Origin of the sequence: Latilactobacillus sakei (assembly GCA_002953655.1) — a bacterium.
Taxonomy (GTDB): Bacteria; Bacillota; Bacilli; order Lactobacillales; family Lactobacillaceae; genus Latilactobacillus; species Latilactobacillus sakei_A.
Genome location: CP025839.1, coordinates 2,067,011 through 2,082,328, shown reverse-complemented (window position 1 = coordinate 2,082,328; position 15,318 = coordinate 2,067,011). Strand labels below are relative to the sequence as shown.

Here is a 15,318-nt window from a genome sequence, read left to right as displayed (position 1 = left end):
AGGAGAAAATAGTATGAAAGATAACTATAGAACTACGTTAAATACTAGACCTTTAATGTTTCTCGAGTCTAGAAGGGTTGGAGAATTACTAGTAAAAGGTGTTCCTACAGAAAAAATACGAAGACAAGTTATCGAAGAGGATTTATTGCAATTACCATCAATTAGTAGAAGGAAAATTGCTGTAGAAATTATCTTGAAAAGATTAAATTATCTTGATGATTATTTAGTAACAAAGTTTGTTGAAGTTGATCAAGATACTGCAAAAATAGTTCTATTATATTCTATTTTGAGGACTGATCAGTTATTCTATGAATTTATGAGAGAAGTTTATTGGCAATCGATTATAAGTCATAAAGATACGTTAAAAAAATCTGATATTATTAATTTTATCACTAATAAGGAATTACAGAGTAATCGTGTTAAAATGTGGACTGACGGTACAAAAAGACGATTAGCAAGTGCATATCAGCAGATATTAACTGAAACTCAATTGTTACAAGATGAACACATAAAAAATAGTATCCTAACGGGGGATGTTCGACAATATCTAATTGAAAACGGGGATAAGCAATGTGTTGAAATATTAATAGGGAGGCTTATTTCGTGAGAACAACAAATGAAAGATTAAATGAGTTGCAGGCTAGAATTTCTGATAATCAATTTCTCACTAAACAAGGATTGGGAAACGAGGTTAGTTTTTATATATTTGATTATAATCCAGCTGATGAGTTACTGGTTAGATCTAGATTGCCAGAAATTCAGCGATATACAGTTAATAAATTAGATACGCCAATCAAAGAGTTTAATCTTTTTGATATCGCAACTCGTTTTTTCGAAGAGCGGCAGTATATGGAAAAGAATTATCAGATGGAACAGACGAAAGATTCTTTTACATTATATGATCGTATGCAGAGGGCTTTAAAAACAGCTACTGATCGAGATGAGGTTATTAAGTATATACGAGAACATTGTGAAGATAATACTATAACTTTTATTACAGGTGTTGGTAGTGCATATCCATTGGTACGGGCACATACTGTGTTAAACAATCTGCAACCAATCATTGTACAAAAGCCGTTAATTCTATTTTATCCTGGAGTTTACGAAGGCAATAAATTATCATTGTTTAACCAATTTAAAGATGATAATTATTATCGTGCATTCCGAATTGTTGAACCATAATATGAGTGGAGGAACCAACATGAAGGTTAATGAGTTATTTAAAAAGCCAATAGATCGTGAGATTCAAGGAGTCGTAAAAATTGGCCAAGATCAAGAATCAAATACATATCAGGAATTAGATGAGTATGTGATTACTAGCGAAATACGTAAGAATATGGGAACTTTTTTTGAGGCGTACGTAAAGTCGTTAGAGCAACCAACTGATCAAATGGGTGTCTGGATATCTGGGTTCTTTGGTTCTGGTAAATCTCATTTCTTAAAGATATTAAGCTACCTAATTGATAGTCAAAAGACAGTTAAAGGACGACGACCTATATCGTTTATCGAAGATAAGTTTGAAGAAAATGATGAGACATTAGCGCTAATAAAACGCGCTAGTGAACAACCTAATCAGGTTGCATTATTTAATATTGAATCTAAGGCTGAGGCTGACAGTATGAATAGTAAATCGGCTGTTGTTAAAGTCTTTAATAAAGTTTTGAATGAATTACGAGGCTTCTCAGGTGCTAATGCATGGATTGCGGAGATGGAAGAGACACTTGCCAATAACGGACAGTATGAACAGTTTAAAACTGCTTTTGAGCGTATTGCTGACTTAGATTGGGTGGAAGGCCGGGAGGAAATTTTTTATAATGAGGACTCGGTAATTGAGGCCTTAAGTGAAGTAACAGAAATGACGATTGAGAGCGCACGACACTTCATAGAATCTGGGGAAGCTAATTATGAAATTAGTGATGAGTCATTTGCTAAAAAAGTGAAGCGATACGTTGATCAACAGCCAGATAATTATCATTTAGTTTTTTTAGCAGATGAGATGGGGCAATATATTGCTGATAATGGTCAATTAATGCTGGATTTACAGATGGTTGTTGAAGATCTAGCGCAATATTGTCAAGGAAAGGTCTGGGTAGTTGTAACAAGTCAGCAGGATATTGATTCACTAAATCGTGGTGGTATGTCCTCTAATGATTTTTCTAAGATTCAGGGGCGTTTTAACACGCGATTGCCATTGAGTTCTGCTAATGCGGATGAAGTTATTAAGAAGCGATTATTAGCGAAGACAGAAGCAGCCAGCGCGATATTAACAACTGAATATACAGAAAACGAAGCTGTTCTAAAAAATAAAATTCTATTTACTAATGATACGGCAGAAATGAAATCTTTTGATGATGTAGATGAATTTATTGATACTTATCCTTTTGTGCCTTATCAGTTTAATCTATTACAAAAAGTATTTATGGGAATTCGAGGACATGGTTTCGCTGGGAAACATTTGGCAAATGGTGAGCGTAGTCTACTATCTGCAGCACAGTATGCGGCACAAATATTTAGTGAACAATCGACCGATTTTTTGGTACCATTCTCGGTATTCTATGAAAATATTGAAAATGCACTAGAATATTCTGTGCAAACACCTATTATTCAGGCTAAAAGTAATAAACGGCTTGATAAGTTTGATGTCGAAGTTCTGAAGTTATTGTTCTTAATTCGCTATGTACAAGAGATACCTTCTAACATTGATAACCTGACAACGTTAATGATTGATAATATTGACGCTCAAATGGTTACCATCAAGAGTAATATTCAAGAAAGTTTGAAACGTTTAGAACGGGAATTTCTGATTCAAAGACAAGGAACGGAATATGTTTTTCTAACGAATGAAGAACAAGATATTAATCGGGATATTCAATCGGTTGAAATTACTAATAGTGATATAGTTAGTTATCTAGGATCAATGATTTATACCGATATATTAGGTTTAAAGCAGTATACGTATAAACCGTTTAAAGAATTTCCAAGTGTCAGTTATAATTTCGAAGTTAATCAGATAGTAGATAACATTGTATTAAAAAAAGCTACCAGTCAATTGGCACTCCAAATTTATACACCACTTAGTCTGGAAGTTAATTCGAATGAAGATGCTAGTGCACGTTCTATGGAAGAAGGTGTCATTGTCGTTCGTTTACCAGAAAGCGGCACTTATTTAGAGGATATTCAACAATTTAAACGAATTGATCAATATTTACGAGAGGCTGCTCATCAACGAACAGATAGCTATGAAGACATCGTTAGCCATAAAGGTCGTGAAAGAACGCAATTATCACAAGAGATTAAGATTCAAGTAACGGCTATTTTAGCAAGATCTGAGATTTATGTTAATGGGAGCCGGTTAGGTGTTGCAGGCGAAGCTAAAACGATAATTAATCAGGCACTAAAACAAGCGACTGAAATTACGTTTTCTAAGTTAAAATATATTAAACATAATTACCATAGAGATGACCTTGAAGGGCTCTTTAGTCAACAAGGGCATTTATTAGATCAGTCAATAGAGGATCCCAATGAATTAGCAACTGAAGCGATTTTAAAGGACTTAGAGGTATGGCACGCGCGGAAGCAACGTGTTTCTTTAAAATCGCTATTAGATAACTATAAAGTTGCCCCCTTTGGTTGGCAAGAAGAAACAGTTTTGGCAAGTCTTATTCGACTATTACTAGCTGAAAAAATCCAAATGCGCCGCCAAAGTGAAAAGTTAATTCCAGAGGCTAATTTAAGTTACTTTATCAGTGAAATTAGTCGTAGTAAAGAACAAGAAAAAATTGCTGTTGAACAAAGGGATGTTATTCAAGCAGCATTCTTGAGAACTGCTAATCAAGTTGTTAAAGCGATGTTTAATATTGTTCCTGAGAAATCAAAAGATGATGATCGAATGAACGAGATCAAGGAACCCTTCCGCCGAGAAATTAAAGTATTAAATAACCTATTAATGAGATATAGTGGGCATAGTTATTATCCTGGTGAATCGTCAGTTAAACGGGAATTAGCATTATTAGAAAGTGTCTGGGAGTTAAAGGATGCACAACAATTCTTTGAACGATTAGCGCATATTGCTGATGAGCTATTGGAAACATATGATGATAATGAAGATGTTAAGCAGTTCTTTAGCTCACAATACGAATTATTTGAAGTTGCTAATGAATTAGATATTAGATATCAACAAGATCAGGATTACCTGACACAGGATGAAGTGAAAAGAGCTGGAGAAAGGATCCACCAGATTGTTAATTATGCGGAACCTTATCAAGTTATTAAAGAGTTAAAATCTTTAAATGAAGTCTTTTTAACAGGTCTGACAAACGAGATAGAATTGGCTGCAGCACCTTATCAGATTCAACTAGAAAAAAACTGTGAAAGTTTATTGGATACTTTAGGGACGCCAGAATTAGTCGATGAATTTAAAGAGAAGATTATTAGACAATACGCGATGATCTCAGATAAACTTAGTCGTGCACAAACAATTACTGAGGTGCGAGGATTAAATACTGATATTATTTCAACACGGGATCGTTTTATGATACTGATTAACGAATTTGTAGAAAAGCAAGTACCACTTACCGTCGAGGAAGATGATAATGATTTTAAGCCTAATGTTACAAAAGTAGCGGCGGTGAAACCAATTGCAAAAACATTACGGATTACTCACGATACTGTTTTTCCTAGTCAAAGTGTGACGATTAAGTCGGAAGCGGATATTGATCGTTACGTGGCAGCAGTTAGAGCACAACTTGAACAAAAGCTAGCTGATAATGATGAATTATATATCATTTAAGCAATAATCGTTTAAAATAGAGTATAAGACAGATAATACTGTTTTATACTCTATTTTTATAGGATGGATTTCAATGGATAAAACCGCGATAAAGAGATTTGCAGTCACTGCAAAAAGAAATTTGCTTGTTAGCATCCGATCTTATTTAACGTTTCATTATTTAGTAACGGATACTAATTTGCCTAATTTAACCAATAATATTATTGAAAACGGTAGTCAGCGTAGAACATTAACCAATCAAGAAACAACTGATTTTAAAGAGTTTTTAGATGAAATGGAAATATTAATGCGTGATTACAGTTATAGTGAGGCTTTGTCACAGCTTATTGAAAAAGCAGCTTTTACTTGGTTTAACTGGGTGGCGGTTGTTAGATATATGGAACTACATAATTATCTACCAATTCAAATGCGATTGTTATCTTCAGAAAGAGATGGCAAAAGTGAGCCAGATGCTTTAACAGATATCTATGATGTTATAGAGACACTTGATTTAGACACACATTACCTTGCGGAGATTGAGGATAGTCTTCAGAGTAGAGCAGATAAAGATAATAGCCGGTATCAATATTTGTTGAAGCAACAGATCAACCAATTAGCGCTTATTTTACCAAGTGCCTTTGATTCAATATCTGGTACAATATCAGCTTTACTTCCCAACAATTTATTGCAAAAAAATGGTCTCGTCTCAGATTTGGTTAGTAGTGATATTGCGGATCAGGATTGGGATGATATTGAAATAATTGGTTGGTTATTTCAATACTATAATTCAGAATTAAAGGAGCGTGTTGGTGGTCTCAAGAATCATAACGTTTCTAAAAATGAATTACCGGTCGTTACTCAATTATTTACGCCTAAATGGATTGTTCAGTATATGCTGCAAAATTCTCTGGGAAATGAATATCTGAGTCAGTATCCTGCTACTCAATTAGTTAATAACTGGGAATACTATTTAGGGCATGAGAAGCCATTAATTGCGGCAAATGAAACGCAAGAATTGGAACAGATAAAAATAATTGATCCGGCTTGTGGTTCTGGACATATCCTACTAGAAGCCTTTGAAATGCTGTACCAGATGTATCAAGAACAAGGGTACTCTGCGCGGGAAATTCCGCAATTAATTTTAAAATATAATTTATTTGGATTAGATATTGATCAAAGATCGGTTCAGATTACTCAACTAGCCTTACTATTGAAGATGTTAGAGAAACAACCTAGATTTTTAAGAAGACAGAGAGAACCAATTGTATTTAATGTCTATGAATTTAAGGATGCTAAAAAGTCTATTTCTCAAGAAGCTCTAGAATTAATTGCAAATGTTACTGAATTTGATGCGATTAATGAAGTGATGACGACTTTTGCAGATGCGAAACAGTTTGGGACACTTATAATGGCTGATTCAATTCTAAATTACCAACAGTTAATTGAACGAATCAATCAGTATGAGCCAACAGATCTTTATCAAGAAGCATTATGGCATGAATTACAAGATTGTTTGTTGCCAATATTAATCTGTGCTGAATTATTAAAGCAGAAATATAACGTAGTCGTGACTAATCCGCCATATCATAATAAGTACAATCCAACCTTGAAAAGGTTTATGCAGCAGAATTATGCCGATGTGAAATCAGATCTGTATTCAGCGTTTATTAAAAAGACCTTTATGATGACTAAAAAAAATGGCTATGCAGCCCTGATGAGTCCCTATACATGGATGTTTATTTCATCACACCAAAAATTACGCCAATATCTGATTGAAAATGGGACTATTACAAGTTTAGTGCAACTAGAATACTCAGCATTTGAAGATGCGACCGTCCCTATCTGTACATTTGTTATTCAAAATCAGACTGTAAATCGTAGAGGAGTCTATCTGCGATTAGAAGCCTTTAAAGGGAGTGAACAACAACCAATAAAGACTGCTGAAGCGGCTAAAGATGAATCGGTTGATTATCGATATTTACGGGAAATGATCTCTTTCCAAGATATTCCAGGGACACCGATTGCTTATTGGGCGAGTGATAAGGTGCGAGCTATTTTTAAAAATAATTCAAAATTAGGCGATATAGGGATTGCTCGGCGAGGGTTACAGACTGGGGATGCAAATAAGTTTGTGAGAAATTGGTATGAAGTGAGTTCTAATAGTATATTTAATGGTAAAAGTATAGATTATGTATGGGTAATGTTTAATAATGGTGGGAAGTACAGAAGATGGTTTAGTGGTCTTACAGATATAGTAAAGTGGGAAGACAATGGAAATGCTATTAAGAGTCAACAAAATAGTATTATTCCAAATGAGAAGTATTACTTCAACAAAGCTATAGTATGGAATAAAATAACGAGTGGCAATTTTGGGGCTAAATTAAATACAAATATCAGTATTCAGGGCGATGCAGCGCCATTTTTAATTACAGAAAGAGAAAATATTGATTATTTATTAGGCTTTATGAATACAGCGGCTTTTAAGTTTCTTTTAAAAAATTTAAGTGAGACATTAAATTTTCAGGTGGGTGATATAGTTAATGTCCCTATTATAGATGAGATACATGAGGAGGTTAAAGAAGAAGTGGGGAGTATTGTTCAGCAAAATATCTCCTTATCACAACAAGATTGGGATTCTTTTGAAACTTCTTGGGACTTTAAGACTCACCCACTCGTTCAATATCAACAAGGCGCAACTTTGATTGAGGCGGCGTTTAAACAATGGCAGGCAGTTGCTGAAGCGCGATTTACGCACTTAAAGGCTAATGAAGAGGCGCTTAATAAGATATTTATTGATATTTATGGGTTGCAAGATGAGTTATCACCGGAGGAGACCGATCAGGATGTGACAGTGGAACGAGCGAAACAAGTAAGAGAAGTAAAAAGTTTTCTGTCATATTTAGTTGGGGTTATTTTTGGACGGTATCGACTTGATCAGCCGGGGTTAGCTTATGCTGGTGGACAGTATGATGTTGATCAGTACCAAGGATTTAAACCAGATTCTGATAATATTATTCCGATTGGTTTTGAGAAAGGTTATTATGGGGATGATATTGTGACTAGAATCCGCCACTTGGTGGGGTTAATTTATGGGGCAGAAACCGTTGATCAGAATTTAATGTATCTCGCACAAACACTTTATCCGAATGACGGCGGCCAACCAGAGACCTTATTACGAAAATACTTCTTAAAGGATTTCTATAAAGATCATGTTAAGATTTATCGTAAACGCCCGATTTACTGGCAATTAGATAGTGGTAAGGAGAACGGTTTTAAGGCACTGATTTATGGGCATCGGTATGATAAGCAGACGTTAGCGCGGGTTAGAACTGATTATGTCTTGCCGTTATTAAAGAGTATTCAACAGTTAGATGAAACCACAATGATTGAGGTTGATTCAACACGGGAACAAGCATTATTAAAGAAACGTCATCAAAAATATCAAAAACAACTTTCGGAAGTACGTCAGTATGAAGCAATATTACAGTATGCGGCTAGTCGAGAAATTGAGATTAATTTAGATGATGGGATTAAAGTTAATTATCAAAAATTCCAGGAGATTATTATCGAAACTACTAATGGTCAATCGGAAAAGGGGAATTTATTAACTAAGCTTAAATTATAAAAAACGATATTGATAAAATTTAATTTTTATCAGTATCGTTTTTTTAGATTAGTATCATTTTGGCAGGGTTGTTTGTTACAATAGCTAGTGATTAATTAAAAAGGTTGTGAAATATATGAGTTTAGATAATACGGAGCAACTACTCCAAGAACGGTTTAAGCAACCATTGGAACAATATCAAAGTAGGCGAATTATTTTTTGGTATGATGTAGAAGGTAGTTTTTCAGAAGAGATTGACCAATATAAATTACCAGGAGTAAGAATTATTAAGGTTGATCAACATAATTATTTTAAAACAAAATATCAAATTGAAATTTTGGAGCCCAATCAAAACTTTTTACTCTATTTCATGACGGCTCGTCCAGATACACAGCATGATCCGTTAATTGATATCTATTTATATAGCCAGCCGGAATTTCGAACTGATCGGATTAGTCAGGTGTTTGATGAGCTAGATGTACAATCGGAAGAAATGAAAAAACACATTATTCATGAATATCCTTCCTTTTTTAATAATCAGAAGCGTCAATCTGATTTAGTTGATCGACTTCGGGATGAACGGGTAATTTCACAGGATAAAATAGAATTAGCCATTTTTTTAGTGTTGATTAAAGAAAAAGAGTTTAGTTTTCTAAGTGGACTGATGACACTACTAGGACAACAAGCACTTGAGGATCTGAGTGGATGGCAACAGATTGAACGTTTTGGCCGACCTGAGTGGTTTTGGCAACAGGTTGAAAAACGTTTTGGTTTTCATGATGAGGTGCCAACTGTTGCTAAGTTAATGATTGCGATTTTTGAAACACAAGCTCAAATTGAGTTTGAATCGGGATTACCTAGGTCTTGGCAAAAGTACTACCTACCTAAGACAAATGATGTAACGGTATTTTTAAACCAGTGGGCTAATCAACGTCAGAGAACAACAATATATGAAAAAAGTATTGATTATATTACACATTTATTAAAATTAGATAGAGTGTTAGAGAATAAGCCAATTGATTTTCTGAAAAAAGGACAATTATTTGCCATTGGGGATGCACTACTAGTGCAAGTGATTACAACGCAGCTTGTTCAGGACGGACTCAACTTGGATGCATATGAACAAACGATTGTGGAGAGGCAGGCAACTCACTGGTATTTTAAATACAAAACGGAATATCGGGTTTTACTAATAGCATTACGTTTAATTCGAGCTATTGATTTATTAGCCACCCAGAGTGAATGGCATCAAAAAGACAAAACTGAGCTCTGGCATTATTATCAAACGCATTTAGCGCAAATTGATCGTTGGTATCGACAATTTAATCAATACTATAGTGACTTGAAGCAACCAAGTGCGGTATTGGGCGAACTTCGTGATAAGATAAATCGTTATTATAGCAATGGTTTTTTAGTACTAGTAAATCAGCAATGGTATCAAAAAATACAAACGCAATCAACGGATCAATTTAGTGACGATCTTCCGATAAGTCAATTTTACAAACAAAGAATAGCACCTTTAGTGTCTGAAAATAAACGGGTTTTTATTATTATATCTGATGCTTTCCGCTATGAGGTTGGTCAAGAATTAGTTGAAAAATTGAATCGATCACAACGATTTGATGCGACGCTAGATGCAATGGAGGGGAACGTTCCGTCCTATACAGATTTAGGGATGGCTAGCCTATTACCCCACCAAAAGTTAACGTTAGATGGAGAAGGGCACGTTTTAGTTGATCAACGACTTAGTTCAGGGCTGAAAAACCGATTAACGATTTTACAAAATGCACTACCTAATGAAGTTGTAACGGTAAATTCTGCTGAAGATGTTTTGAAAATGAGTCGTGATCAATTACGACAACTATATAATGGAACGACTGTTAATTATATTTATCATAATACAATTGATGCCAGAGGTGATAATGCTAAAACGGAGTCGGAGATATTTTCGGCAGTTGATTTAGCACTATCGCAGTTAAGTGAGCTAGTAAGTGCTTTAGTTGGGCATCTTACGGCGACGAATATATTTATAACAGCTGATCATGGCTTTATATTTGAACAATATATGTCACAATCGATAGATAAAGTGAGTAGCCCTACGCAGTATTTGGTTAGAAATAGACGGTTTTGGCTTGATCAACAGCCAACGACTGAGGAGCCATTATTGACTTTTAAACCACACAGCTTGCCGGATTATTATGCGCACACTCCTAGAGGATTAGAGCGATTAGCAATCCAAGGTGGTGGAAGTCGTTATGTTCACGGTGGTGCTAGCCTGCAAGAATTGATGATTCCGTTAATAGCGATTAAGAACGATCGACATGCACAGCCCGTTAAACAGGTTGATTTAGCCTTATTAAATGAATTTACGATTATCAGTAGTTATCAATTTTCATTGAGCCTTATCCAAATTCAGGCAATTTCAAGTAATCGTCGAAGTAAAGAGGTTATCGTATACGTTGAAAATAAAGATGGTTATCTTATTTCGAATAAATTAACGTTAATTGCAGATTACCGGCAGGATAGTTCTAACAATCGTGTTTTGACGGGAAATATTATTATACAAAGTTCATTAAATGAGCGATATCAACCGGCTAAAATTATTATTGAAAATATCATTGATCCTAACGATCGACAGGAGATATCAGTGATATTAGACTTACCTGAAATTGATTAAATGATTGTTATTAGTAAATATTCTTGGTATAATATTGTTGAACAGGTAGGGTCGCTCCCTACTTATTCTTCATCTTAACCGAGTGTTTGAAGGACACAATAGTAATTGGACCCTATATAGGGTGCCAGTAAAGCTCTAGCCCCTAATCATTTATGATTAGGGGCTATCTTTTTGCTCTTTTTGATAGCGCTTAAACTCGCGTAGTAATAATGATAAATTATCGGCATACTAAGACTGTTAGTAGAAAGAAGGTGTTTTAGTATGGCTCAAATATTAATTAATAACGAGCGGGGAGAGACAATTAGTTTGAAGAAGAATAAGGAACAAGTTATTTTGAATATCGATAATAATAGTATTATTATCCGTCCAGTGAACGATAGGATTTAAATCGGATATATCTACCTCTATTAGTAGATATATCCGATTTAATTATTGGTTCCTAGTATGATATACATAGGAATTTATTCAGTAATTAGTCCCTATATTACGAATAAAGTTATATAGGACCTAATAATAATAGACCTAATAGAAGGGCTCTAGTAAAGCTCTAGCTCCTAATTATTTGTGATTAGGGGCTATCTTTTTTATAAATGTTAGCGCTCTCAATGCCATTCTAAAAGGATTGATATTAATTTCACAGTGGTAATAGTTGCCGATAATAGCTATAATGACAAAGAGAGGAGGTTTGGCCAATTTTTAGGTAATCAATAAAGAGTTCATACAGATTGTTTTTTAAAATAATCGATAAGATCTCATTATTTATAGATTCTTATTCTGAAATCAGAGTAAGAGTTTCCGGTATAAAAGTAATTACCAAAGTAATAAGAATACTTTAAATAAACTATTATTTCCTTCAAATAATGATGGTGATGAAGAAGAATTAAACGGGCTTGTCGCACAAGTCACAAAAATAAGAAATAAAAAGGAGTGGATTTAATGGGTTACAAAATCGGGTTGGATTTGGGGATTGCTTCAATTGGCTATTCAGTTTTAGCGACCGATGAGAACGGTGTTCCCTTCAAGATTTTACAAATGAATTCCGTTATATTTCCAAGAGCGGAACAACCTAAAACTGGGGCTTCATTAGCGGCGCCACGGCGCGATAAACGGGGGTTACGTCGACGTAATCGGCGGACTAATTTTAGAAAGCATCGGACGAAACGGTTATTTATTAATGAAGGAATATTGTCCGAGAAACAGATTGAAAATATATATAAAGATCCTAAATTTGAACGGTCAATTTATGAATTAAGGGTGGCCGGGTTAGATCGGCTATTAACAAATGAAGAGCTGTTTAGGGTGCTTTATTATTTCGTTACGCATCGTGGGTTTAAATCAAATCGTAAGTTTGAATTAGATCCGAGTGATCCGGCTGATAAAAAGCAGATGGGGTTATTACTGAATTCAATCGAAGAAATCAAAAAGGACCTAGCTGAAAAAAATTATCGAACGGTGGGGGAACTTTATCTAAATGATGCCAAATATGCTGAGCATAAACGAAATAAAGCGTATGTTGATGGTTATTTGGGAACGCCGAGTCGTGATCTATTATATGCTGAAATTGAAAAGTTATTTGCAGCTCAAAAATCATTTGGCAATTCAGTAATTACGGCTCAATTTGAACAGGTTTATTTATCTGGCTATACAGATAAAAACGGACAAGAACACGCCGGTATTTTTATGGCACAACGGGACTTCGATGAAGGCCCTGGTGCAGGTCCTTATGCTGGTGATCAAATTTTAAAAATGATTGGTCGCTGTACATTTGAACCAAATGAAAATCGGGCGGCCAAAGCAACTGCCACTTTTGAGTACTTCAATTTATTGCAAAAAGTAAATAGTTTACAGTATCGAGAAATGGTTGGTGGCAACTTTAAACCACTAACTGGTGAGCAACGGGATCTGTTAATCCAAGCAGCTTATCAGAAACAAACACTTAAATACACGCAAATTCGTAAATTATTGAAGTTAAACGATGAGGCTAGTTTTAACTTATTAACATACAGCGCCAAAGAGGATAAGATTAAGACTGAAGGCACCAAGTTTATTGCAATGAATGCTTATCATAAACTTGCCAAAGTATTACCAGAGGAATTGATGGCAAATACGGCCCTGTTGGATCATATCGGGTTTGCGCTAACTGCCTATTCAAGTGATAAACGGCGTCGTCGATATTTTGAAGAAGAATTAAAATTACCAGAAGCAATTATTGAAAAATTATTAGGGTTGAACTTTTCCAAGTTTGGTCATTTATCTCTAAAAGCAATGCAAAATATTATTCCATATTTAGAAATGGGTCAAGTTTATAGCGAAGCAGCGGAAAATGCGGGCTATGATTTTAAGTCAAAACAAATTAATTTTGATGAAGATATCACGAATCCAGTTGTTCGGCGCACTGTTTATAAAACAATTAAAGTCGTAAAACAAATTATTAGACGCTATGGTAAACCTGACAGCATAAATATTGAATTAGCGCGCGAACTTGGAAAGACTTTAGAAAAACGAAAAGAGATCACGAAGCAACAAGAAGAAGGTCGGCAACGTAATGAAAAAGTTGCTGAGAAACTTCGAGAATTAGGACTTAATGTTAATGGGGAAAATATTATTCGCTACAAGTTATTTGAGGAACAAAATGAATTTGACCCCTATACTGGCCAAAAAATTAAGTTAACGCAGGCTTTTACGGGTAGCTATGATATTGACCACATTATTCCATATAGTATTAGTTTTGATGATAGTTATGGGAATAAGGTTTTAACGAGTTCAGCTGCCAATCGTGAAAAGGGCAACCGGATTCCGCTTGACTATCTAGCAGATCAACCGGATCGCATTGCTAAGTTAGAAGCGATTGCGACTAATTCGATTCACAATCCGCGTAAACGGGATAAGTTATTGAAGCGTCAATTGAGTAAGGATGAAGTGTCGGGGTGGAAGAAGCGCAATATTAATGATACCCGGTATATTTCAAAAGTACTCTACAATTACTTCCGTAATGAAATAGAATTCTCCGAGACGCTAGATAAGAAGCAACGTGTATTGGCCTTAAATGGCGAGGTGACTTCTAAGATTCGTGGCCGGTGGGGAATTCGGAAGGTCCGTGAAAATGGTGATGTGCATCATGCTGTTGATGCGGTTGTCATTGGCGCTATCTCACCTACATTTATCCGTAAAGTAACTCATTATAGTTATAATCAGGAAGTGAAGTATAATAAGGCGCTTTGGCATACAGAGGAACTAAACGATAATGAGTATGCCGAAGAAAGTCAAAAATTAAACGCGAAATTATTTAGTAAAATTTTCAACGACTTTCCATTGCCCTGGGATCAATTCCGTGATGAATTAGAAATGCGGACCGCTTCCGATCCTGCCGAATTTAGCAAGAACCATACTTGGCAACATTATACAGCCGAAGAATTAGCGGCATTGAAACCAATCTTTGTCGTCCGAACACCTAATCGAAAGGTGACTGGGCCAGCCCATCTTGATACGATTCGAAGTGGCAAGTTACTAAAAGAAGGTAAGGTTATTTCACGCACCGCGATTACGAACCTAAAAATTAATAAAAAAGGTGTACTAGGAACCGGTGATAGTCCGTACTATAGTGATAATGGTGGCGGATCGGTTGTTGAAAAAGCTTTAATTGAAGCTTTAAATGCACATGATAATGATGGCAAAAAAGCATTTCCTAATGGTTATTTGGAATATATGGATCATGGGACCAAGAAGTTGGTCCGTAAAGTGAAGTTTATTAAAAAGACGACAATTTCAACCGTCTTGGATCAAGGAAAATCGGCTGCTGACAATGGTTCAATGGTTCGGATAGATGTTTTCAAAACACCGAAGAAATACGTCTTTGTTCCCATTTACGTGAAGGATACGGTGGAAAAGGAATTACCGATGCAATATGTGACAAGAGATAAGATACATGAGGATTGGAATTATATAACAGGGGATGATGAGTTTCTCTTTTCGCTTTATCAAGGCGATATGATCCATATTAAATCGAAGGATGGATTCAAACCTAAGTATGATAAGGAAAAATTAGATTCTGATCCAGAGACTGTAGCGGATTTTTACGGATACTTTAATAGTGCCAGCATATCAACTGCTAGTATTCAAGTAAAAGCACATGATAATAGTTATTCTGCAACTAGTATTGGTATCGCTACCTTACTAACCTTCGAAAAATATCAAGTTGATTATTTCGGTGAATATCATCGAGTGAAAGAGAAAAAACGTTTAACCTTTAAATAAGATAAAAAGAGATGG

The 15,318-nt window shown here is 35.3% G+C and carries 6 protein-coding genes; all 6 read left to right on the top strand.

Annotated features, from left to right (window positions below):
- Positions 1-13: 13 nt before the first annotated feature.
- The 6 genes from C0213_10260 (at position 14) to cas9 (ending at position 15,303) form a co-directional block, all read left to right on the top strand.
- Complete coding sequence (locus C0213_10260; protein ID AUX12766.1) at positions 14-607, top strand: DUF1819 domain-containing protein; 594 nt, start codon at positions 14-16, stop codon at positions 605-607.
- Positions 583-1,182 (top strand): DUF1788 domain-containing protein, encoded by a 600-nt coding sequence (locus tag C0213_10255; GenBank protein AUX12765.1) that lies wholly within the window; start codon positions 583-585, stop codon positions 1,180-1,182. The genes C0213_10260 and C0213_10255 overlap by 25 nt, the downstream gene beginning before the upstream one ends.
- Positions 1,142-4,789 (top strand): BREX system P-loop protein BrxC, encoded by a 3,648-nt coding sequence (gene brxC / locus C0213_10250; protein AUX12764.1) that lies wholly within the window; start codon positions 1,142-1,144, stop codon positions 4,787-4,789. Before C0213_10255 ends, brxC begins: the two co-directional genes overlap by 41 nt.
- A gap of 73 nt (positions 4,790-4,862) precedes the next feature.
- Entirely contained in the window at positions 4,863-8,393 is a 3,531-nt protein-coding gene (locus C0213_10245; protein AUX12763.1) for an SAM-dependent methyltransferase, read from the top strand.
- A 115-nt stretch (positions 8,394-8,508) separates the two neighbouring features.
- Complete coding sequence (locus tag C0213_10240; GenBank protein ID AUX12762.1) at positions 8,509-11,049, top strand: BREX-1 system phosphatase PglZ type A; 2,541 nt, start codon at positions 8,509-8,511, stop codon at positions 11,047-11,049.
- Between the two features lie 936 nt (positions 11,050-11,985).
- Entirely contained in the window at positions 11,986-15,303 is a 3,318-nt protein-coding gene (cas9, locus tag C0213_10235; GenBank protein ID AUX12761.1) for a type II CRISPR RNA-guided endonuclease Cas9, read from the top strand.
- Positions 15,304-15,318 lie beyond the last annotated feature (15 nt).

Bases quoted from the DNA above. Each gene is read 5' to 3' on its own strand.
- brxC (AUX12764.1), top strand. From the start codon at position 1,142: ATGATAATTATTATCGTGCATTCCGAATTGTTGAACCATAATATGAGT.
- C0213_10245 (AUX12763.1), top strand. From the start codon at position 4,863: ATGGATAAAACCGCGATAAAGAGATTTGCAGTCACTGCAAAAAGAAAT.
- C0213_10260 (AUX12766.1), top strand. From the start codon at position 14: ATGAAAGATAACTATAGAACTACGTTAAATACTAGACCTTTAATGTTT.
- cas9 (AUX12761.1), top strand. From the start codon at position 11,986: ATGGGTTACAAAATCGGGTTGGATTTGGGGATTGCTTCAATTGGCTAT.
- C0213_10240 (AUX12762.1), top strand. From the start codon at position 8,509: ATGAGTTTAGATAATACGGAGCAACTACTCCAAGAACGGTTTAAGCAA.